Annotated in this window: 19 protein-coding genes and 2 tRNA genes; 8 read left to right on the forward strand and 13 right to left on the reverse strand. The window is 56.3% G+C overall.

The features are described from left to right. From ACFSAG_RS00430 to ACFSAG_RS00440, 3 genes are all read right to left on the reverse strand, one after another. The coding region (locus ACFSAG_RS00430) for an ATP-binding protein (protein WP_381510501.1) at positions 1-661 on the reverse strand (661 nt) is incomplete at its 3' end. Between the two features lie 2 nt (positions 662-663). Next, a complete protein-coding gene (gene dcm, locus ACFSAG_RS00435; RefSeq protein ID WP_381510503.1) occupies positions 664-1,971 on the reverse strand; it encodes a DNA cytosine methyltransferase in 1,308 nt (435 codons plus the stop codon). A gap of 189 nt (positions 1,972-2,160) precedes the next feature. Then, positions 2,161-4,215 (reverse strand): DNA/RNA helicase domain-containing protein, encoded by a 2,055-nt coding sequence (locus ACFSAG_RS00440; protein WP_381510505.1) that lies wholly within the window; start codon positions 4,213-4,215, stop codon positions 2,161-2,163. 313 nt (positions 4,216-4,528) lie between these two features. On the opposite strand from ACFSAG_RS00440, the gene ACFSAG_RS00445 reads away from it, so the two are divergent. Further along, on the forward strand, positions 4,529-5,083 hold the full coding sequence (locus ACFSAG_RS00445; RefSeq protein WP_381510507.1) for a hypothetical protein: 555 nt from the start codon (positions 4,529-4,531) through the stop codon (positions 5,081-5,083). A 420-nt stretch (positions 5,084-5,503) separates the two neighbouring features. Here the strand turns inward: ACFSAG_RS00445 and ACFSAG_RS00450 are convergent. The 6 genes from ACFSAG_RS00450 to ACFSAG_RS00475 form a co-directional block, all read right to left on the reverse strand. Further along, positions 5,504-5,579 (reverse strand) — tRNA-Lys (locus tag ACFSAG_RS00450). Between the two features lie 100 nt (positions 5,580-5,679). Continuing rightward, the gene (gene rodA, locus ACFSAG_RS00455) at positions 5,680-6,786 is read right to left on the reverse strand and encodes a rod shape-determining protein RodA (RefSeq protein ID WP_381510509.1); all 1,107 of its coding nucleotides are present in this window, start codon (positions 6,784-6,786) and stop codon (positions 5,680-5,682) included. Next, positions 6,783-8,690: a penicillin-binding protein 2 gene (gene mrdA, locus ACFSAG_RS00460; protein WP_381510511.1), complete on the reverse strand. Its 1,908-nt coding sequence runs from the start codon at positions 8,688-8,690 to the stop codon at positions 6,783-6,785. Before mrdA ends, rodA begins: the two co-directional genes overlap by 4 nt. Beyond that, positions 8,687-9,244: a rod shape-determining protein MreD gene (gene mreD / locus ACFSAG_RS00465; RefSeq protein WP_374614388.1), complete on the reverse strand. Its 558-nt coding sequence runs from the start codon at positions 9,242-9,244 to the stop codon at positions 8,687-8,689. The genes mrdA and mreD overlap by 4 nt, the downstream gene beginning before the upstream one ends. After that, positions 9,241-10,146 (reverse strand): rod shape-determining protein MreC, encoded by a 906-nt coding sequence (locus ACFSAG_RS00470; protein WP_381510513.1) that lies wholly within the window; start codon positions 10,144-10,146, stop codon positions 9,241-9,243. The genes mreD and ACFSAG_RS00470 overlap by 4 nt, the downstream gene beginning before the upstream one ends. A 15-nt stretch (positions 10,147-10,161) precedes the next feature. After that, positions 10,162-11,199, reverse strand: a complete 1,038-nt coding sequence (locus ACFSAG_RS00475; protein WP_374541413.1) for a rod shape-determining protein — start codon at positions 11,197-11,199, stop codon at positions 10,162-10,164. Positions 11,200-11,378: 179 nt separating this feature from the next. Between ACFSAG_RS00475 and mutL the strand changes: the two genes are divergently transcribed. After that, positions 11,379-13,193 carry a DNA mismatch repair endonuclease MutL gene (gene mutL, locus ACFSAG_RS00480; protein WP_381510516.1) on the forward strand — a complete coding sequence of 605 codons (1,815 nt, stop codon included), beginning with the start codon at positions 11,379-11,381 and terminating at the stop codon, positions 13,191-13,193. Here mutL and ACFSAG_RS00485 read toward each other — a convergent pair whose 3' ends face one another. The 4 genes from ACFSAG_RS00485 to ACFSAG_RS00500 are packed head-to-tail and all read right to left on the reverse strand — an operon-like array spanning position 13,194 to position 15,584. Continuing rightward, positions 13,194-13,655: a MaoC family dehydratase gene (locus tag ACFSAG_RS00485; protein ID WP_381510518.1), complete on the reverse strand. Its 462-nt coding sequence runs from the start codon at positions 13,653-13,655 to the stop codon at positions 13,194-13,196. A 13-nt stretch (positions 13,656-13,668) separates the two neighbouring features. Then, a complete protein-coding gene (locus ACFSAG_RS00490; protein WP_374614396.1) occupies positions 13,669-14,256 on the reverse strand; it encodes a GNAT family N-acetyltransferase in 588 nt (195 codons plus the stop codon). 3 nt (positions 14,257-14,259) lie between these two features. Next, entirely contained in the window at positions 14,260-15,117 is an 858-nt protein-coding gene (gene hemF, locus ACFSAG_RS00495; RefSeq protein ID WP_374614398.1) for an oxygen-dependent coproporphyrinogen oxidase, read from the reverse strand. Next, the gene (locus ACFSAG_RS00500) at positions 15,114-15,584 is read right to left on the reverse strand and encodes a tRNA (cytidine(34)-2'-O)-methyltransferase (RefSeq protein WP_374614400.1); all 471 of its coding nucleotides are present in this window, start codon (positions 15,582-15,584) and stop codon (positions 15,114-15,116) included. The genes hemF and ACFSAG_RS00500 overlap by 4 nt, the downstream gene beginning before the upstream one ends. 202 nt (positions 15,585-15,786) lie before the next feature. On the opposite strand from ACFSAG_RS00500, the gene petA reads away from it, so the two are divergent. The 6 genes from petA (at position 15,787) to ACFSAG_RS00530 (ending at position 20,241) form a co-directional block, all read left to right on the forward strand. Next, the gene (gene petA / locus ACFSAG_RS00505) at positions 15,787-16,371 is read left to right on the forward strand and encodes a ubiquinol-cytochrome c reductase iron-sulfur subunit (protein ID WP_374614402.1); all 585 of its coding nucleotides are present in this window, start codon (positions 15,787-15,789) and stop codon (positions 16,369-16,371) included. A 14-nt stretch (positions 16,372-16,385) separates the two neighbouring features. Continuing rightward, positions 16,386-17,651: a cytochrome b gene (locus ACFSAG_RS00510; RefSeq protein WP_374614404.1), complete on the forward strand. Its 1,266-nt coding sequence runs from the start codon at positions 16,386-16,388 to the stop codon at positions 17,649-17,651. A gap of 18 nt (positions 17,652-17,669) precedes the next feature. Continuing rightward, positions 17,670-18,503, forward strand: coding sequence for a cytochrome c1 (locus tag ACFSAG_RS00515; protein WP_374614406.1), 834 nt, complete (start codon positions 17,670-17,672; stop codon positions 18,501-18,503). Positions 18,504-18,614: 111 nt separating this feature from the next. Further along, positions 18,615-18,688, forward strand: a tRNA-Gly gene (locus ACFSAG_RS00520). Positions 18,689-18,842: 154 nt separating this feature from the next. After that, a complete protein-coding gene (locus ACFSAG_RS00525) occupies positions 18,843-19,448 on the forward strand; it encodes a calcium-binding protein (RefSeq protein WP_381510523.1) in 606 nt (201 codons plus the stop codon). A 73-nt stretch (positions 19,449-19,521) separates the two neighbouring features. Continuing rightward, positions 19,522-20,241 carry a response regulator gene (locus tag ACFSAG_RS00530; RefSeq protein ID WP_381510525.1) on the forward strand — a complete coding sequence of 240 codons (720 nt, stop codon included), beginning with the start codon at positions 19,522-19,524 and terminating at the stop codon, positions 20,239-20,241.

Here is a 20,241-nt window from a genome sequence, read left to right on the forward strand (position 1 = left end):
TGGCATTCGTCTTTTCCTTCCGTGTCCAAAATAACATAGATTTTGGACCACCCAGAAGGGGGCAGATCAACCCGTCGCGTATGTATGCCCTATAAATACTAGCAAGGTGCTCTTTAATCTTCCCTATTGTCTTTCCGTGAGGAAATTTTCTGATTTTTTCGAGCCGAACTTCGGTATAATGGCTATTCTCCGCAGCCTCGATTGATACTACATCAAGTTCTTCGATGCTATCCGTTACAATCTTGTCAATGTCAAAGAAGACCGTCCGCTCTACGCGCTCTCCCAACGCGGTAGATCTTACGCTCCAAGTGGGGGCGAACCAGCAAGCAGCACTTTTCATGCCCATGCCAAATTCGGACAAGCCAGACGCATCTGGTGGTATTTCTGCTGGACGGAAGGCTCGTTGGTAATCAGAAGATGCTATTCCAGCAGCATTGTCGCGGATAGTGATGCGAGAGTCGGCAAGATCGAAATCAATGTCAACTCGTAGACTATATCCCTGGCCATCGGCAGCAATCAGTTGTTTCTTCCGAGCAACACTGCTTTGGATAGCATTATCTACGAACTCTGCGAGCGCAAACCAGGCTTTATAGTTTAAATGGGGCAGAACAGACAGAACGTTTACGCCAGGCCGGATATTTACCGAGTCAATTCTAGCCATCGTTATGCTGCACTCTTCAGTAATTGAACTTCATCTTTATCTCGGGATACTAGAGCGTCGAATATCGCACGGACGACGTCTACATTAACCGCGTTACCAAAAGCTTTGTATGCGCTACCTTTTGTACTTGGTAAGTGACGCAATTGTCCCATGCTCTGCAACCTGCTACATTCTCGGGGAGTCATAAATCGCTTTTCCCACGCGATAACTGGGACTTGGCTTTGAGTCATAGCTACTAGAGAAGGAGCGGTGTCAGGCTTTTTGACCCTGACCCCACTTGCACGAAATTGTATTACATGGTTCCAAATATTCCGTTCACTACCTTTACAATTCCACTCTAATTTCTGAAAACTTGGGGCGAATTTTTTAACTTTGTGAAGCCAAGGATCGATGATTGATTTATGTTTTTTGTAAAATTCCCTATTTTTTTCTATAAAATCTATTTTCCAACCTGGGAACTCTTTTAACTGCGTTCTCGCATAATTAGGAAGGCTCTCCTTGACTTCCTCAGGAGTTAGGCCCTGCAATTTTACGCCAAAAGCTCCCTTATATTGGCTAAAGCCTTTGTATCCTCGAGCATTAGGAGATTGACCGCGTATCGGATAGTTCGCGCCAAACTCCATCGCCCAAATAGGGAACGACGGCAGTTCCAGTTCCAAAGGGAAGACGTCAATAAGTTCCTGCCAGGTTGACAAATAAAGTAGATGCCTTTCGCTTAGAGGTATCGCGTCAATAGGTGAATTGTCTAATATGTTTTTGATAGAAAGTGCTTGAGTGGCGGTTGGCTTCGGCCATTCGAACCCCTTGAGACCGTTGAGATCGCCAACGATGAAGGCTCTTTCGCGCTTCTGTGGGATACCAAACATATGTGGGGACAATCGTTCAAAGGAAATTTCATATCCCAGTCCCATGAGTTGGCTACAAATGATGGACCAAGTCATCCCGCCATTATGCCGAATAAGATTGGGCACATTCTCGATTATAAAAAAACGAGGTCTTTTGATGCGGAGGATTTCAACTACATAGTCAAACAAGTTCCCCCATTGCGGACATTCTAACCCTCTTTGCTCGCCCGCCTTAGAGAAGGGTTGGCAGGGAAATCCTGCGCAGAGTACGTCGTGTGCGGCAATTGACCCAAGGTTTACCTTCGTGATGTCGCCAACTGGACGCAAACCAAAGTTTTTTTCATAAAGGTCAATTAGATTGAGGTCTAATTCTGAAGCGAAGACGCACTCAGCTCCTCTCGAAGCTAAGGCTTGATGAAATCCCCCTAAGCCAGCAAAAAGGTCAATAAAGCGAAGTCGCTGCATCTGATACCTCTCACTTTTTGTAGCCTTTACCGAGGCCAACGCTAGCTACTGCTGAGTTGCAAGGCTCCACCTAGAATGAAGAACGAGCCAGAAAGGATAGTTCCTTGATGCACCTAGCAACTACAAGATAAAAACAGTAGATGTTAGTAAAAGTAAATCATTATTCGTGGCTCGCGGCCCAAATTTCTATTATCTGCTGTCAAATACGGATTTAAGACTAAGGGTTCGCGCGCCCGCCCTTTTAAGGGCATCCGCAATTCCGTCGTAGTGTTGGCAACTTCGAGTTGGATCAGTTTTGGAACCTTGTGGAACCCAAATGATGCTGCCTAGCCTCGCCCTAGTAAGCAGCACTCGATATTTGTTTAAGGCCCAAGTTCGGCCGGCATGTTGGTTTATCGACTGCCACTTTGCGCCATTTAAACGGCGTGGCGCCCAGCATTCGAGCTTTGCATCCCATAGCAAATCGCCGTCCCAGCACACACCGACATAATCGAGTTCTAAACCTTGGCAGCCATATTCATTCGCAGTTACTTCCAACGCATATGACGATCGAATATCTTCCCGTCCCCTTAAAAACCAATGCGCAAGATCATCTAACTGAGCAGCTCCTAAGCTGACGCCGAGACCATCAGCGCGAATTCGTCGAGCGCCTGAACTTGCGACCAAACCACATCTACGATTTCCTCGAGCTGATCGGGTCAGCCATTCTTTGGCTTCGTTCAGGCTACGAGTTAGGTAAACTGGAAAGTCGGGCTCGACCTGCGAAATGCGAGCAGCTTCTCTGAGGTTACCTGCCAGAAGAGAATTTACCCAAGGGGGAACGGAGGGACTTCCATAAGATCGGATTGACGAATTGAGGTGAAGGCTTGGTTCGCGTTCAGCCCACGCTGCGGGTGGGCCATCGAAGAGCGTTTGCCACGCTGTTGCCTCTCCACCATCAAGCACTTCAGGTGATGCCACAGCGAACCAATGAGGCGTGTTTGGATTATCATTTTCAACTGCCAACGCTCGGCCCCACTCTGAGAGCCCAAGTTCCCCTTTGTTTATCTCCTGGCCACCCCCCACAAGCGCGATAATCACCGCCCAGTCATCATGCCTACCCATGATTTCAAGGAACAAAGAGGCTTCGGATTTCGGCCGATCAAACTTTTGCTTCCCGTAGGCGGCATCCCATGCTCGCTGTGCCTCATCAAAAACCACCACATGATCTGCTGGAGCGTTATCCGGACGTGCGTTTAGATATTCTCTCAAGAAGTTCATTAGAGTTTGTACAGAAGCGTTAATCCGCCGTTTGGCCTCTTTGGCATCTATGCCTTCCCGCTTTCTGGCATCCAGGGCTAATGCTTCCTGAAGCACTTTCACAAGAGGTGTATTGCCTGAGAGATATGCGCCGGGATTTTGACCGGCGTTACTAAATCGCTTATCGTGCACGGCATTTAAGCCAACTAGGGTTTTTCCTGATCCGGGAACGCCAGTTACAAATATGACCAGGTGCTGTTTTCGATTTCTCGCACGTTCAATCAAATAAATCAGAGCGTCTGTAGTTTCCCCTAAGTTTCGGCGATCGGCTGCCGCTGCCGCGATTTCAGTCACGTCATGCCCAGCGAATAAATCCTCAGCAGCTTGCACGATAGTAGGTACCGGACGATAGGCACCAGCGTTCCAAATCTTAACGTCGATTTGCTTTCTGCCGTCTTGGTAAGCTGCATTGGACAGAGTTGAAAGCACCTCGTTCAAGCCCTCAGCGTTAGATGTCGCCACCTCACCCACACCTTGATCAATAGCGGAAAGCTTGCCTGGCGGACCTTCGGTCACGCAGAGTAATGGCCATATCCGCAAACCGTGGCTACTTTCATGAAAATCACGCAGCCCCAACGCATAGTCCTCTACCTGCCGTTTATCGATTGAATTGTAACCACCATCACCGACCTTGAACTCAATAACTGTGACGATGTCCCCAGCGAGTACAATTACGTCGAGCCGACGCTGTAAACGAAGCAGAGGATACTCGATAATTATACCCCAATCGGCGGCATTCGGGTCCGTTTTAATGTGCTTCTGTAGTTTGGCCTGAAGAATGCGAACTTGTTCACGCCACGCATAAAGTTGACGTTCGTGATCGCCTTGAAAATGCTCGATCAGGCGCGTCGCGAGTTGATTAACGATGGTTTCCGGTAATGCTGAGGTAAATTCATCAGCTTTTGAAACGTAATATCCAGCCAAACTCTCTCCAATCGATGCCATTGAACGGGGCGAACTACCTTCAAGCGTCTATGCGGGTTCCAGAGGCGCTATCGATGTTAATGCATGATGTGCAGCGACGCGCAAACATCAATATTTCGGTTAAGTTTGTTTCAATGTAATTTGGAAGAGGCAACTGTTTTGCTCATGTGACGCTCAGTATTGCAGTTCGAACGCGTGAAATCATATGCAAACTAAAAGGAACTGTGTCCTAAATATAGAAATCAGGGGTGATTAAACGTGGTGGCATTAGGCTTTCAAAGGCTGACTCGGGATAGAAATCCCCAACACGGCAGAAACGCAAAGGAGGGATGAGATGATTTTCAACTTATTTGCCGCATACTTGGTATTGGGAGGTCAGGAACCACAGCATTCTGAAGCCGACTTTGCGCGCATTGCTGCGGAAGTTGCGGCGAAAACTGTGAGCGCGCAGCCCGAAATTTCTTCAACCCAACCTGCTTGGGCTGACAATTTGGAGAAACGGCGAGAGATCCAGCAGGGATACAGATTGGAGCTAACAAAAAAATTTGAAGGTTCTGATGCGTCGATTGGCAAGTCTGTGGAATTTATAGCGCTAGTGGACAAAGAGTACGAAACAGCTTTCACGAACTGGATCGCTTGTGGACAAAAAGTATCGAGATCATTTGCAAAATCTAATGGAGCGGCGGGTGATGTGGCGATGGCAGCGGCAGTGCACTGCCGCAACTGGCGACAAGAAGTAGGAGCGTGGCAAAATTTTCGCTTAAAGCTTCAAGGAGCGCAGAATAACTCGAATAAGATTGATAACCAAATGCAGGAAGCGGAGACAGAGTTGATCAAATCGAACACATATCTTATCGTAAAAGAGAGGTTGGATCGTTTGCACCAATAGCCAACGAAGACGCCGAAATCTCGCAAACTGTTAAAGGTTTACAATCAGATAAGTTTCGCCTGTACGCGGCAAGCGGAAGAGAATTTCGGTCACACGATCGAGAAACTCAAGCCTATCAAACGACAACTTGTTAAAGAAAACAAGCTGCATGTTCACTTGCATTCGAACAAAAACTTTCAAACCGTTCGTTTGAACAAAATTGTAAGATAAACGACGATATGGGTCCCATCTCCCGAATTGGGGGGGGCAGGGGTGGTAGGGTTGAAAATTCAGCGAAATACAAAGGGGGGGGCTGGGTGTCACGAACTTAACTGCTTTGCTATGCATTCGTGATATGCCAAGTTGTCCGTCAAATGTCCGACCAGTGCTGGATGTAGCCAATAATTCGCTTTTGTAATATATTGAAAAAACGGTGAGAAATGGTAGACGCTGAGGGGTTCGAACCCACGACCCGCTGATTAAGAGTCAGCTGCTCTACCAACTGAGCTAAGCGTCCCCATTTCTGGCGCGTGGCAAATTCCAACGCACCGTTCGGAGGCGCGCCAATGGCGGGATTCGGGGTAAATGTCAAGCCTTGCTGCGACCAAATGTTGGCCTCAGCTGAAGGCCCTTCTGCCCGGATGGCGTTCGATCGACATGATGATGCCGACGCAGATCATCATGGTCAGCATTGATGAGCCGCCATGGCTGATAAAGGGCAGGGGAAGGCCGGCCACGGGGGCGAAACCGACCACCATCAGCAGGTTGACCATGATGTAGAAAAAAATCGTGCAGGTCAGCCCGCCTGCAACCAACTGGCCATAGCGATTGGTGCTTTCCATCGCGACCTTCAGGCCCCAGCGCATCAACAAAACATAAAAGCCAATGATGATGAGGCCGCCGAGCAGGCCCCATTCCTCTGCCATGGTCGCAAAGATGAAGTCGGTATGGCCTTCGGGCAGATAATCGAGGTGGCTCTGCGTGCCATTGCCAAAGCCTTTGCCGAACACGCCGCCTGATCCGATCGCGATTTTGGACTGGGTGATGTGATAGCCAGCACCCAGTGGGTCTTTTTCCGGGTTGAGGAAGATTAGGACGCGGTCCTGCTGGTAAGGCCTCAAACCGAAGAAGAAGACCAATGGTGCAAGCACGGCCACCGCGACGCCGCCACCGATGAAATAGATCAACGGCCAGCCAGCGAGGAAGCCAACCACGGCTGCGCAGAAGATATAGGCCAGCGCCGCGTCGAAATCTGGCTGGATGATCACAAGGATGCTTGGCACCACCAGCATGATCGCAACCGGCCAGATTGCATCCCAGCCCGTGATCTTTGATGGTGGCAGGCGATCAAAGAACCAGGCGGTGACGAGCACCACAGTGGGCTTCATCAATTCCGAAGGCTGGAAGGTGATGATGCCGAGATTGATCCATCGCTGGCTGCCGCCGCCGGCGAAACCGATCAGTTCCACAGCGACCAGCATCACCAGCAGGATGAGATAGAGCGGGAAGGTGATCTTCTTCCAGAAATCGAGCGGCAGGCGCGACATCGCGACCGCCATCGTCATCAGCACGCAAAAACGCAGGAAATGATTGCCTGCCCATGGGCTGAGGCTGCCCCCGGCCGCCGAATAGAGTACCAGCGTTCCGAACGTGGCAAGGCCAAAGAGCACGAAAATGACACGCCAGGGAAGCGCGGCGATCGGGGCCGGAACGATGCCGTTCACATCTCGCTCCGTTCATCCGCTGGGACGCCCTGGCCAGCCTGGAAGGCAGCATATTGGCGCGCCATGCGTTCGTCGATACCACCGCCCCAACCAGCCTCTAGCGCTTCGAGCGAAGCCATCGCCTTTTCGCGATCATACAGGAAAGTCAGCACGTCCTTCGCGACTGGCGCTGCCGCACGGGCGCCACCCATGCCATGTTCGATAACAACTGCCGCTGCATAGCGCGGCTGCGCGACCGGTGCGAAGCAGACGAACAGGCCATGGTCGCGGTAACGCCGCGCGCCGCCTTGCCCGCGCTGGCCGCCTTTGATCGCGCGTACCTGCGCGGTGCCAGTCTTGCCGCCCATAGTGATGCCCGGGATTTCCAGCCGGCTGCGCACGGCGGTACCCGCGCCGTTGACGACAAGATCCATCCCGTCGCGCACCACCTGCAGATGCTCGTCAGGGAAAGGCAGGTGCGCACCTGGCTTGCGGTTCTTCAAAAGGATTTCGGGTTCGAGCATGCGACCCGAAGCGATGCGCGACGCCATGACGGCGAGCTGGAAGGGGCTGGCAATCACATAGCCTTGGCCGATGACCGCGTTGAGCGAATCCGACCGGCTCCATTCCTGATTGTATTTTTTCATCTTCCAGGCGCTGTCGGGAACGGTGCCGTAACGCTGCGACTGGAAAGGCAGTGGGAATTCCTGCCCAAGGCCCAATTGGCGCGCAATCGGGGCGATGGCATCATAACCCACCCGGTTCGCCATCGCATAGAAATAGGTGTTGCAGCTCTTCATGATCGCAGAGCGCATATCCATCGGACCATGGCGGCCTAGGCATTTGAACACGCGATTGCCGAGCCGGTAACCGCCGCCACAGACGACCTTTTCCTCGGGATCAATGCCATGCTTCAGGAAGGCAAGGCCCGCCATCGGCTTCAGCGTCGATCCAGGCGGGTAAAGCCCCTGAAGCGACTTGTTGAGCATCGGGATGCGGTCGTCCGAATTGAGCATCTTCCATTCGAGGCGGCCAATGCCTTCGGAAAAGCTGTTGGGATCGAAGCAGGGCATCGAGACCAGCGCGAGGATATCTCCTGTCAGGCAATCGATGACCACGACCGAACCCGATTCGATGCCAAGACGACGCGCGGCATAATTATGCAGGTCGATATCGATGGTGAGTTGTACAGGTTTGCCCGGCGTATCCGGCCTGCTCGAAAGTTCGCGCACAATCTTGCCGCGCGCGGTGACCTCGGTGCGTTTGGCACCCGGCTTTCCGCGCAGCCGCATTTCCATGGTCTTTTCAAGACCCTGCTTGCCGACCTTGAAGCCAGGCGTGATGAGCAGCGGGTTCTTGTCGAGGCGATATTCCTCTGCCGAGACTGTACCGACATAGCCGAGCAAGTGGCCAACGGCTGCGCCGCTGGGATAGAAACGCGAAAATCCCTGCCGTGGGCTTACGCCGGGCAGGTCGGGCAAGCGCACGCTGACGCGGGCGAAGCTTTCATAGTCGAGTCCCGCTGCAACCTGCACCGGCTGGAAGCCTTGTGCTTCCTTCAACTCCTTTTCGATGCGCTCGACATCTTCCTGCTTCAGGTCGAGCAGCTTGGTCAGCGTGCCCAGCGTTTCTTCGCGGTTCTGCAGCCGATCGGGAATGATATCGACGCGAAAGTCGGCGCGGTTGGTGGCGATGGGCTTGCCGATACGATCGATAAACCAGCCGCGCCGGGGCGGGATAAGCGTCAGGTTGATACGGTTGCTTTCGGAAGCGAGCTTGTATTTCTCATTCTCGGCCACCGCGATATAGGCCATGCGCGTGGCCACAACGCCCCCCACCAATGCCTGCACGCCGCCGATGAATAGCGCGCGCCGAGAGAAGGTGAATTCCAGTTGCCCCGAAGTCGGCCCGCGCTTCTCGTTCATGTGGCCAGTCGCCAGCCATCAAGCCGAGCGCAGAGCCTTACCGCGAGCGGATAGAAAAGGATCGAGACGACAATCTGCGGCAAGATGATGCGAACCTCCGGCGCTGGCTGGGCCAGCCCCGATATGCCAAGCCCTGCAAGCAGCGCGAGCATAATCAGCACCGATGCGATTAGCCAGTCCCGCATATAATCACGCCAGACCCCGCGCAGGTCGAGCAACTCGATCGCGATCATGCACAGCGACCACACCAATGCCGAGCTGCCAAAGGGTTGGCCGTTGTAGAGATCGTCAAACAGGCCGAGCGGCAAGCCGATCCAGGCGGGCCACATTCCAGGGCGCATCAACCGCCATGCGAGCAAGATAAGGAGGCCAAAGGGCGGAAGCAGCGGCGATCCGGCAACCAAGGGCAGGGTCGATGTCGCCATTGATCCCGCCATCACCGACAAGATCGGAACGAGCAGCATGCGCGCTGGAGACTGCTCCCGATCGATCCGGCTTTCATATTCGCGGCTCGGGCCAAGCAGCTTGCGCCCAGTCGCAAGCAACTGGTTCATTCGTCTGCCCCGCTTTCCGGGAGCGCTTTCAGCGTTTCATCAAGAACCTTCTTCGCCGCTTCCTGATAGGGTCGCAGGACCATGACATGCTCGCTCGAGGCGGGGCTGGCGATCGGGCGGGCAAGCGCGCCGTCGCTGGTTTTGCGAACGATGGTCGCAAACGGAATGTTGGGCGGATAAAGGCCGCCGCTGCCTGAGGTTGCGACCAGTTGGCCGCGCTTGAAATTGTTGATGCCAAGGTCAACCGGGCGGATTAGGATCGTGCCATCGCCAAGCCCGCTGGCAAGCGCGGGCAGGCCATCGGGCACGCGGATCACCGGGATCACATTTTCAGCATCTGAAAGCAGCAACACCTTGGCGGTATTCGGGCTCGTCTCGATCACCCGGCCAATCAAGCCGCGTGCTGCGCGCACAGGGTAGCCGACGGCAACGCCGGCATTGCTGCCAGCCGAAAGGATTGCGATGCGGCGGCTGCTCGACGCGGTGCTGCTGACAAGGTTCCCCGTGGTTACCACCTGGTCGCCCAATTCCTTTTGCAGGTTGAGCAGCGTCTTGAGCTGCGCATTTTCGGCGCGCAGTGCATCTGCCTCGATCAGCTTGGTGCGATTGGCGGCAACCTGCCTTTTCAGTTCGGCATTTTGCGAAGCCGCATCGAAATAGGCCGAGGTGTTCTCACCAATGTCGGCGATGCTACGGCGGAGCGCGTGGAAACCACGCGCCACCGGCGCAGTCACCTCTGCCGCACCGGCGCGCAGTGCCGCAAAGCCGGTCGGGTCTGCAATCGAGATGAGCAGCAACACCCCGCCAACTATCGCGCCGGCAATCGCCAGCAGATAGGTAACGAACAGGCTATACTGCGCTCTTCGGGAGAAACCCGGGCGCCGATGCCGTGGCGGCGCCATCCCCTAATCCCTGCGTTATGCGGTCAGGAGGACGCCGCGGAAGACGGGGTCTTCCATCGCACGCCCGGTGCCGATGGCAACGCAGGTCAGCGGATCTTCGGCAACGGTAACCGGCAGGCCGGTTTCGTCGCGCAGATGCTCATCGAGACCCTGCATCAACGCACCACCACCGGTGAGCACGATGCCCTGGTCGACAATATCCGCCGCGAGTTCGGGTGCAGTGTTTTCCAGCGCAATGCGCACACCTTCGACGATCGTGCCGATGGGTTCGGAGAGCGCTTCGGCAATCTGGCCCTGGTTGATCGAGATTTCCTTGGGAACGCCGTTCACAAGGTCACGACCCTTGATGTGGATTGTGTGGCCGATGCCATCGGCAGGTGCGCGGGCAGTGCCGAAATCCTTCTTGATGCGTTCAGCCGTGGCTTCACCGATCAGCAGGTTGTGGTGTCGGCGGACATAGGAAACGATCGCTTCGTCCATCTTGTCGCCGCCGGTGCGCACCGACGTGGTATAAGCAAGGCCGCGCAACGAGAGGACGGCAACTTCGGTGGTACCACCACCAATGTCGACGACCATCGAACCGATGGGTTCGGTTACCGGCATGTCGGCGCCGATTGCGGCAGCCATCGGCTCTTCAATCAGATATACCGCGCTTGCACCGGCGTTCGATGCTGCGTCGCGGATCGCGCGGCGCTCGACCGAGGTCGAACCCGAAGGCACGCAGATCACGATTTCAGGATAGCTGAACATGCGGGGTTTGCCGTGCACTTTATGGATGAAGTGCTTGATCATCTGCTCTGCGACATCGATGTCAGCGATCACGCCGTCGCGCAGCGGGCGGATCGCCTCGATGCTGTCAGGCGTCTTACCCATCATCAGCTTCGCATCGTCGCCTACGGCCTTGACGCGTTTGATGCCATTGATTGTTTCGATGGCAACCACCGAAGGTTCGTTGAGGACAATACCCTGGCCGCGCACATAAACGACAGTGTTGGCGGTGCCGAGGTCGATTGCCATGTCCTGCGAGGCAAATCGGAAAAATCGGTTCAACATTCTCTAGTCTTCCACCCAGAAAGAGGTCTTGAAGGATTGCGGGCTGAAATGCCTTTGATGATGGCGCGGCGCAATCGCGTCGCACTACAGGAATTTGCTGCCTTTCAAAACAGCAAAATACCAGTTTTCCACTATGAAAGGATTCGCTTGGAGGCGGCGCTTGGGCTAGGTGCGCCCAGATGTCAATAAGAAGGCTCCCCGAAACACTGATCAACCGGATCGCAGCCGGTGAAGTGGTCGAAAGACCGGCCAGTGCGTTGAAGGAACTGGTCGAAAACGCCATCGATGCCGGCGCGCAGAATATCTCCATCCGGCTGGGTGCGGGCGGGCTCGACCTCGTTGAAGTAACCGATGATGGTTGCGGCATGACCGCGGATGAAATCGCGTTGGCGCTGGAGCGGCATGCGACCTCCAAACTGCCTGATGACAATATCGACCAGGTGATGACGATGGGCTTTCGCGGAGAGGCTTTGCCGTCGATCGCAAGCGTATCGAAATTCTCGGTCGAAAGCCGGGTGCGGGGTGGAGAAGGCTGGAGCAGGGTGGTCGACCATGGACGATTGCTGTCCGAGGGCCCGGCGGCAATCCCCCCCGGTACCAGGGTTCGAGTCGAAAACCTGTTCGCCAATATTCCGGCGCGGCGCAAATTCCTGCGCAGCCCGCGCGCCGAATATGCGGCTGCGCTCGACGCGGTCCGGCGGCTGGCGATGGCTCGCCCCGATATCGGCTTCACGCTCGAACATGACGGGCGGCGCACCTTGGCGGTGCAACCGGGGATGGACCGGCCCGGGCGCGTCGCCGCGCTGACCGCGCCTGAGCTTGCCGAAAACAGCGTTGCCCTCGATTTCCAGCGCGAAGGGATCAGCCTTGGCGGCATCGCCTCGCTGCCCACTTACAATCGTGGGGTTGCCGATCACCAATATCTGTTTGTGAACGGACGCCCGGTGAAGGACCGGTTGCTGGTCGGCGCGGTGCGCGGGGCCTATGCCGAAATGCTGGCGCGTGACCGCCATGCCGTGGTTGCGCTGTTCCTCGATCTTCCGCCGAGCGAGGTGGACGTCAACGTCCATCCGGCGAAGACCGAGGTGCGCTTCCGCGATCCGGCGCTGGTGCGCGGGATGATCGTATCGGGCCTTCGCCACGCCATCGATCAAGCCGGATTTCGTAGCGTGCAACGCCCGGCAGAGGCGGCACTCGCCAACTGGCAGCAAGAGCCGGTGCGGACGGTGCAAGGCGATATCTTCGCTGCCCCATCGGCAGCCTATCAGGGCGATTATTCGCGTCGGCCATCTTATCCTTCGATCACGGAATCACGCTCCAGCTTTGCCGACCTTGCTGGCATAGCAGGCGAGGATCTGGCGCCATTAATGGGCCGCGCCGAACCTTCGACCGCAGAAGTGCCCGAGGCCGTGCGCCATCCTTTGGGCGTGGCGCGCGGGCAAGTGGCGGCGACCTATATCGTCGCCGAGGCGGAGGACGGGCTTGTCATTGTTGACCAGCATGCGGCGCACGAACGGCTGGTGCTCGAACGGATGCGCGCGGCGACGGCGCAGGGCAGGGTAGCAACCCAGGGGCTGCTGGTGCCCGAAGTGGTTGAGCTGGAAGAAACAGCTTGCGACCGCCTGGAAGCGCAGCTGGGTGAATTCGCCGACTTGGGCCTCGAAATCGAACGTTTCGGCCCCGCTGCAATGCTGGTGCGCAGCGTGCCGGCCTTGCTCGGTACCAAGGATGTGCAGGCGTTGGTTCGCGATCTCGCCGATGACCTTACTGCTTATGACGAAGCCATCAGCCTGAAGGAACGGCTCGACCATGTTGCCGCGACCATGGCCTGCCACGGCTCGGTCCGCGCAGGCCGTGTGCTCAGTGTTGCCGAAATGAATGCGCTGCTCCGCGAGATGGAGGTCACCCCGCGATCAGGCCAATGCAATCATGGCCGACCCACCTGGGTGAAATTGGCGCTGGGGGATGTCGAGAAGCTGTTCGGGCGGAAGTGATCAGTCTTCGGCAGCTTCCGGATTGCGCACCCGGATCAGCCCAGTCGAAACCATGGTCATCACCGCAACATCATGTTGGTTGAACACCGTCGTGCGACCTTGGAACATGCCCATTTCGGGCCGGGATTTTGATCGGCGTTTGGACAACACTTCGCTTTCGATGCGGAGCGTATCGCCGGGATAAACCGGTTTCAACCAGCGCAACTCATCAATGCCCGGCGAACCAAGCCCGGCCTGCTGGTTGACCTTCATATTGTCTACCATCATCCGCATCGCCATCGATCCGGTGTGCCAACCACTGGCGGAAAGACGGCCAAAATAGGTTTGCGCTGCGGCTTCATCGTCGAGGTGAAAGGGTTGCGGATCATATTTGCTGGCGAATTCGATCACCTCTTCGCGGGTGACTTCATAGCACCCATAGCTCGATTTCGATCCTACGACGATGTCTTCATAATGCAGCATAAAGTGCCTGTTCCTATTCAATAATCGGAATTTGCGGTGCGGCCTCGCGCGGCAAGTGACCGGTCAGGCGCGGGTCGGGGAAAGTTTCGAGTTGTCGCTGGTAGGGCCGGAATCCGCTCTTGATGTAAAAGCCCAAAGCACCGGGGGCATCGAGCGTGCAGGTGTGGACCCAAAGCCGCTCCACGCCTTTGCGTGCCCACGCCGCCTGCAACGCCATCGCCATCAGCCAGCGGCCATGACCCTTGCCGTTGAGCGCGGGGATCAGCCCGAAAAAGGCAAGTTCGCATTGCCCCGCTTCGCGAAAATCGAGTTCCAATATGCCGACCTCGATCCCGCGCCGGTCGCTGACCGCCCAGATCATAACATCGGGATGATGGATGATCGCCGCCAGTTCATCATCAGGCATCACCAACCGCGAAAACCAAAGCCACGGCTCGCCGACACGGCGATAGAGCAAGCGGTATTTTTCGAGGGCAGGCGCCTCCCACCTCTCCAGCCGCAACTCGCCCGCTGGCATTGGGCGCAGGGGCGGCCGCTCGGTCATTTCGAGCGAGGTGACTACAGCGGCGATATGGCCGTCTGGAATTGGGGAGTAGGCCAAGACTTATTCCCAAACCACCTCGGGCGGCAGGCTCATCAATATGGCATCGACATTGCCGCCGGTCTTGAGGCCAAAAGTGGTGCCGCGGTCATAGACGAGGTTAAACTCGGCGTAGCGCCCGCGCCAGATGCGCTGCGCCTGCTTTTCGGTTTCGCTATATTCCATGCCCATCCGCTTGCGCACGATCTTGGGAAAGATGTCGAGAAATGCCTCGCCCACATCACGGGTGAAGGCGAAATTGCGATCGAACATCGTGTCATTTTCGCATTCGAGATGGTCATAGAAAATCCCGCCCACCCCGCGATGCACCTGACGGTGGGGGATCCAGAAATAATCATCGGCCCATTTTTTGTAGCGTTCGTATACGTCGGGGCCATATGGCGCGCAGGCTGCGCGCAGCCGGGCGTGAAATTCCTCGGTATCCTCATCATAAACAATGGGCGGATTGAGGTCAGCGCCGCCGCCGAACCAACGTTTGGTAGTGGCGAGGAAACGTGTGTTCATGTGCACGGCGGGAACATGCGGATTCGCCATGTGCGCGACAAGGCTGATTCCGGTGGCAAAGAAACTGGGGTCTTCGGCCGCGCCATGAATCGTTTGCGCAAAATCGGGGTTGAATGCGCCGCCAACGGTCGAGACGTTGACCCCGACCTTTTCGAATACCTTACCTTTCATCACCCCGCGCACCCCGCCGCCGCCGGGCGAGCCATCATGGTCAGTCCGGTCCCAAGCGAGATAATCGAATGAAGCATCCGAACCAGCCTCGCGCTCGATCGCTTCGAATTCGGCGCAGATACGGTCACGAAGTGCTTCGAACCATTCGCGGGCTGCGGCTTGCTGGACGTCGAGCGTCAACGTCATCGGGTTTTCTCCAAAGGCAATTGCCCCGTTTGGCGCAGGGCTTCGGAAAGTGCGATGCCAGCCGAAACGGCAACATTCAAGGAGCGAAATCCCGGCTGCATCGGAATCCGGATGCGCAGATCGCATGCCGCATGGACATCGTCAGGCACGCCCGCACTTTCAGAGCCAAAGAGCAGGATATCATCGCTCTCAAACTGGGTTTCATAGAGCGAGGTCGCCCCTTTGCTGGAAAGCAGCGCAATCCGCCGACCTTCGGCCTTGGCTTTTGCGTGGAAGCTTTGCCAGTCGGCAATGCGTTGGATTTCAACCGCTTCGGCATAATCCATCCCCGCCCGTTTCAATGCTTTGTCGGAGAATGGGAAGCCGCAAGGCTCTATGATATCGCATGCCACGCCAAGGCACGCGCCGAGGCGCAAAATCGTGCCGACATTGCCAGCGATATCCGGTTGGTAGAGTGCGATTTTCAAGGCCGATTCCGTTTTTTGCAACTTATGCACAGTTCAATGTCACATATTGGCCAATTTCCCGGTTGGCAAATCGTGCGCAACGCGTCTATGAGGCCGCGGAATCATAACAGGCAGCACCCTGCCTGCTGTGCAATAACAGAAAAAGTTACGGGGGATTGCCGCATCGCTGGACAGGCAAAAGTGCGGATTATAAGGGCTAAACATGGCTACGGTCGAACAGGCGGAAAGCATGACAGAAACAAGCAAGGTGGAAACGCTGGGTGAAGAAGGCGTTCGTCGCCGGGATTTCATTCATATTGCTGCAGTTAGCTGGGCGGGCGTAGGTGCCGCTGCAGTTGCACTGCCGCTCGTCAACCAGATGAACCCGAGCGCCGATGTGCGCGCGCTGGCGTCAATCGAAGTCGACGTTTCGGCGATCGAGCCGGGGCAGGCGATCAAAACCAGCTGGCGCAAGCAGCCGGTTTTCGTCCGCAACCTGACGCCGGCCGAAGTTGCTGAAGCCAACAAGGTGGCCATCGGTTCGCTGCGCGATCCGCAGACGCTCGCCGAACGCACCAAGCCGGGCAAGGAAAACTGGCTCGTCACGCTTGGCGTTTGTACCCACCTCGGTTGCGTCCCGCTGGGCGCTGCTGCCGGTGAAGTGAAGGGCGAATTTGGGGGCTATTTCTGCCCCTGCCACGGTTCGCACTATGATACCGCCGGTCGTATCCGCAAAGGTCCGGCTCCGCTGAACCTCGAGGTTCCGGAATTTGCATTCATTTCCGACACTGTCGTGAAAATCGGTTGAGGAGCTAGAAAGACATGAGCTTCCCTTGGGCCAACGAGTATAAGCCGCAGCATCCGGTGATGCAGTGGGTTGACGAGCGTCTTCCGCTCCCCCGCTTCGTTTACAACGCCATTGGCGGTGGATATCCGGTTCCGCGCAACCTCAATTATTTCTGGAACTTCGGCGTCCTTGCGGGCGTTGCACTGGTTATCCAGATCATCACCGGCATCATCCTTGCCATGCATTATTATGCAAGCGTCGATGGCGCGTTCAACAGCGTCGAGCACATCATGCGCGACGTGAATGGCGGCTGGTTCCTCCGCTATGCGCACATGAATGGCGCAAGCTTCTTCTTCATCGTCGTCTACATCCACATCTTCCGCGGGTTGTACTTCGGTTCCTACAAGGCACCGCGCGAGATGATCTGGTTGCTTGGTGTCGTGATCTTCCTGCTCATGATGGCAACCGCATTCATGGGCTACGTGCTTCCTTGGGGCCAGATGAGCTTCTGGGGTGCGCAGGTGATTACCGGCTTCTTCTCGGCCATTCCGGTCGTAGGTGAGCCGCTTCGCCAGTGGCTGCTCGGCGGTTTCGCGCCTGATCAGGCTGCGCTCAACCGTTTCTTCTCGCTCCACTATCTGCTTCCCTTCGTGATCCTGGGTGTTGTCATCCTGCACGTTTGGGCACTGCACATCCCGGGTTCGTCAAACCCGACCGGTGTGGAAGTGAAGACCGAGAGCGACACGGTTCCGTTCCACCCATATTACACCGCGAAAGACGGGTTCGGCCTTGGCATGTTCCTGATCTTCTTCACGCTGGTAACCTTCTTCGCTCCGAACATGCTGGGTCACCCGGATAACTATATCCCGGCCAACCCGCTTTCGACGCCGGCGCACATCGTTCCTGAATGGTATTTCTGGCCGTTCTACGCGATCCTGCGTGCCTTCACCGTCGACTTCCTGTTCATCCCTGCGAAGTTGCTGGGCGTGATCGCGATGTTCGGTTCGATTGCACTGCTGTTCTTCCTGCCTTGGCTGGATACCTCGCCGGTGCGTTCGGGCAACTATCGCCCGCTGTTCAAGAAGTTTTTCTGGTTCGGCCTGATCCCGTGCATCATCATCCTTGCAATCTGCGGCGTGAAGCCGGCGGAAGGCAAGTGGATCCTGCTCGGTCAGCTCGCCGGTGCCTATTACTTCGCACACTTCCTGATCATTTTGCCGATCGTTTCGCGTATCGAAAAGACTGAGGCTCTGCCCAATTCGATTACCGAAGCTGTCACCGGCCAGCCTGCCGCTGCCTAACAGGGGAAAGAAAGCATCATGGTTCGTCTTATCGCTTTTCTCGCCGGCCTGTTCTTCAGCGGCTGGCTCATCGTTTCGGCAGGTTTCACCACCTACGAAATGATCACCGAACCGGCCCAGCCGACGGTGGAATCGAAGTTCCACAAATATCCCAAGGCTGTGTCGTTCGCGCATGATGGCCCGTTCGGCAGCTTTGACAAAGCCCAGCTGCAACGCGGTCTCAAGGTGTATTCGGAAGTCTGCGCCGCATGTCACAGCATGAAGCTGGTCGCATTCCGCGACTTCGAGGCTCTTGGTTACAATGAAGACGAGATCAAGGCTATTGCCAAGGGCTGGAAGACCGAGGTTCCCTCGATCAATCCGGAAACCGGTGAAGCTGCGACCCGTCCGGCAATCGCTTCGGACAAGATTCCTTCACCCTATCCGAACGATGTTGCTGCCCGTGCTGCGAACAACAATGCCTTGCCGCCTGATCTTTCGCTGATCGTCAAGGCGCGTGAGGGTGGTGCTCCGTACATCTACTCGCTGTTGACCGGCTATGCGCCCGTTCCGGCAGCATTGCCCAAGGAAAATCGTCCGGGTGTAGGCCTGCACTACAACCCCTATTTCCACAGCCTCAACATCGCCATGGCGCCGCCACTGACGGCTGACGACCAGGTCACCTATGATGATGGCACCAAGGCAACCAAGGATCAGATGGCCAAGGACGTTTCGGCCTTCCTGACCTGGGCTGCAGAACCGAAGATGGAAGCACGCAAGACCGCCGGTTGGTCTGCTCTGATCTTCCTGATCATCTTCACTGCGCTCACCTATCTGTCGTACCGCACCATCTGGGCCGACAAGAAGCACTGAGTTTTGAATTTCACGAAAAGCCCCGCAGCGCGCGATCGCTGCGGGGCTTTTCATTTGCATGGCTATTGACCGAGGCTTGCCGCAATGGCATTAGCGCCGGCACTGGACCGGGCGGGTATAGCATAGTGGTAATGCTCTAGCCTTCCAAGCTAGCTAGACGGGTTCGATTCCCGTTACCCGCTCCAGAATCCCCTCAATTCGACCCCGTAAAGCCGCGTGTGCGGCTGTTACCATTTGCGACAAATCAGCGGGCGCTTCGCACAGTTCTGCGACCTATACTTCCTAAATGACAGGCAACCGGCCATAGCGGCTCTATGGATGTTATGAAGGTCAGAACTCATGAACAAGAAATGGCTTATTAGCGGCGGAGCGGTGCTCACGGCCGCGGTCGCCACTGCGGTGGCTTTTGCTGCTCCCGGCCCGATGGGCAAGGCCGACAGCGATGGAGACGGCGCTGTCAGCAAGGCCGAGGCCGTTGCCATGGCCAACAACCACTTTGCCAGGATGGACGTCAACAAGGACGGTCAGATTAACGCAGCCGATCGCGAAGCGAAGCATAAAGAGCATTTCGCCGCGATGGATACCGACAAGAATGGCAGCATCAGCGAAGCTGAATTCACTGCTGCACACGAAGCCCGCAAGGAAAAGCGCGAAGCAATGCGCGAAGGCCATAAAGGCATGGCCGGCCATGGCGCTGAAGGCCATGCGATGGAAGCTGGTCCGCGCCACAAGGGCGGTCGCGGCCATAAAGGCGGCGGTATGATGATGCTCAAAATGGCGGATGCCAATGGAGACAAAACCATCACCAATGCCGAGATGATGGCTGCGGTCGATGCCCATTTTGCCAAGGCGGACAGCAACAAGGATGGCAAGATTTCAGCCGAGGAACATACTGCCATGCGCAAGGCCATGCGCACGCATATGAAGGCGCAGCCCGCTCAATAACCCTTTGCAAGCGGGGCGCCTGTCTTGATTGCTGCCCCGTTTCCCTTTTCCCGATGGCGCGATAGAATCCCCCATGCCCAAAACCCGCCCGCATATCTTGCTTGTCGACGATGAACTGTCGATCCGGGATCCGCTCGCGCGCTATCTGGAAAAACAGGGGTATCGCGTTACCGAAGCCGGCAATGCCGCCAGCGCAAGGAACGCGCTCAAAGGTTATGATATCGACGTCGTCCTGCTCGATATCATGATGCCGGGTGAGGACGGATTGAGCCTGACGCGGCATGTCGCCGAGGTTGGCGGGCCGCCTGTCATCCTGCTGACTGCACGTTCGGAAGAGGCAGACCGGATACTGGGGTTGGAAATCGGGGCAGACGATTATGTCGTAAAACCCTTTTCCCCGCGCGAACTCGTGGCGCGGATCAAGGTTGCCTTGCGGCGCACCTCGGCAGCCGCGCCTGCAAACGGCAATGGGGGTGCCATTTGGTCGTTCGATGGCTGGCAATTGCGCACAGCAGAACAGCAACTGTTCGATCCGCACGGCGCGCTCGTTCCCTTGTCATCGGGCGAGTATCGCCTGCTTGAGGCGATGGTCGAGCGGGCAGGGCAGGTGCTCAACCGCGATCAGTTGCTCGACCTGACCAAAGGCCGGGTGGCCGGGCCCTTTGACCGGGCGATTGATAACCAGGTGAGCCGGTTGCGGCGCAAGATCGAACCTGATTCCAAAGACCCAAAATATATCAAGACCATCTGGGGTGGCGGCTACCGCTTCTCTGTCGAAGTGCAGCGAAGCTGA

It is taken from the genome of Sphingorhabdus buctiana, from assembly GCF_042680825.1.
Taxonomy (GTDB): Bacteria; Pseudomonadota; Alphaproteobacteria; order Sphingomonadales; family Sphingomonadaceae; genus Sphingorhabdus_B; species Sphingorhabdus_B buctiana.